Source organism: Aeromicrobium sp., from assembly GCF_014378035.1.
Lineage (GTDB): Bacteria > Actinomycetota > Actinomycetes > Propionibacteriales > Nocardioidaceae > Aeromicrobium.
The window spans coordinates 1-2,007 of the sequence record NZ_JACMOM010000258.1 but is presented as its reverse complement, the minus strand read 5'-3'; the positions used below and the strand labels follow the sequence as shown (position 1 = coordinate 2,007).

Here is a 2,007-nt window from a genome sequence, read left to right as displayed (position 1 = left end):
CTAATCCGCTGGGTGTAGCCGGCAGGAAGTCCGTCAACGACGTCGACCTCACAACGTAAGCCGTCCACTGGCCCCGTGAAATTGCGACGTTGAGCCGGTTGCGGTTCAGAAGGAACTCCATGCCCCGTGGCACGTCCTCAGCGCTCGAAGCGGTCATCGAGACGATGACGACGGGCGCTTCCTGCCCTTGGAACTTGTCGACGGTGCCGACGCGGGTGTCGTCGAAGCCGGCCGCCGCAAGCTCACGCCGAAGGAGCGCACCCTGGGCGTTGTACGGCGCGACGACCAGCACGTCGGCCGGTACCAGGGGACGAGGTGACAAATCTGATGACGGCTTCCACGTCTGAGAAGTCAGAGAGGTGACGAGCGAGACTATCGCCGCGGCCTCCTCGATCGACTGGACATCGTTGCCGGTGTGTTCGACCTTGACGACGTGCACCCTCGGTGCGACGCCACTGAGCTCGCGGACATCCGTCACTTCGACCTCCGACAGGAGACGGCCGGCGTACGAGAGCCGCGAGACTGGCGCGGTCAGGTCGGAATGCATGCGCCAGGTGCGTTCGAGGAAGTAGCCACGATCGGGCGGCATGGTCTCGTGGCCGTCGGCGATCCACTCGAGTGCGGAAGTGTCGACGGGTTCGGGGTGGGCTCCTTGGCTGACCTGTGGCAGCTGCTGCGGGTCGCCGAGCAGGAGCATCCGTTGGGCTGCGGTGGAGACGGCGAGCGTGTTGGCGAGGGAGAACTGGCCGGCCTCGTCGATGACCAGCAGGTCGAGCTGTTCGTACCCAACGCTCTTGCGGCTTGAGAAGGTCCAGGCGGTGCCGCCGACAAGGCAGCCGGTGTGGTGCTCATTGATGAAGTCCTGCAGCTTGTCGCCATTGAGGTCAGCCCATGGGGAATCGTCCGGACTTTTCGGCTTAGCCATGAGTGCGGGGGATAGGCCGGCGTCGATAGCGCCGGCGAAGAAGTTCTCCACCACGGCGTGTGACTGGGCGACGACTCCGATGCGCCAACCGCGGTCGACAAGACGCTTGATGACGCGAGAGCCGACGTAGGTCTTGCCGGTGCCGGGCGGTCCCTGCACGGCGAGGTAGGACCGGTCCAGCGCGACCAAGGAGTCGTAAATTGCGTCCTCCGGGGCGACGCCGGAGGACGCGAGCATGCCGGAGGTGAGGCGGGGAGCCTGGCGCCGGAGGATGTCGAGCCCGGCTGATTTCGGCCAGTCGGGCAGGACATCGGCGACACCGCGGGCGAGCTCGAGCAGCGTGGCCTCGATCGATGCCGTGGAGATGGGCGAGGGAATGCACAGGCCCATGGGCAGCTCTTCCCAGGCAGCTACGCCCTTCTTGACCTTCTCGCGGACGACCAGAACGTCGAGCCCGTCAGGCGTGGTCTCGACCTCGTCGATGGTGGCACCACCACCGACGCAGCGACCGCCTTCCTCCGGCGGGATCAGCCCTTCCGGGATCTCGTCGTAGATCCCGGTGACCGCGGTGCCGACCGTGAGGTTGGACGCCGGCTCGAGCCGACCGACCAGACGCAGGGTGCGGGCGTTCGCCTTGCGACCCTCCTGAGTCCAGTCCTCCACGAGCTCAACACGTGACGCATGAAAACAGTCGCGCGGCTCCAGCCACTCGCCCGGCCAGCTGGTGAGCCGATCGAAGAATGCCCACCAGAAGGGTTTGTGCTCGCGGCGGTGATAGCCGACAGCGGCCGCCACCATCGCCGCGGCCTGCTCGTCAGGCGTGCGGTCCTCAGGGTTGCCAGCATGCGCGAGCAGCGCATCCATGATGGGTGAGATCTCGTCAATCGAGTCCGCAGAGAGGTCGCCGTCGCCAGAGTCGTCGGACGTCGGGCCAGACATTGTGGCGGACGTACCGTCGTCGTCGACCTGCGCCAGAAGCCAGTCGCGGAGGCGCCAGGTCGAGACGCAGTCGTACCGGTTGTAGTCTGCGATGCCCTTGAGGGTCTCCGCCGCAGCGGGGTCGCCCAGGAGCACCTCGTCGG

The 2,007-nt window shown here is 66.4% G+C and carries 1 protein-coding gene; it reads right to left on the bottom strand.

Translation table 11 applies throughout. The annotated features are described in order from the left end of the window. Positions 1-2,007: ATP-binding protein (locus tag H7290_RS13485; protein ID WP_290514533.1), on the bottom strand; the 2,007-nt coding region annotated here is incomplete at both ends.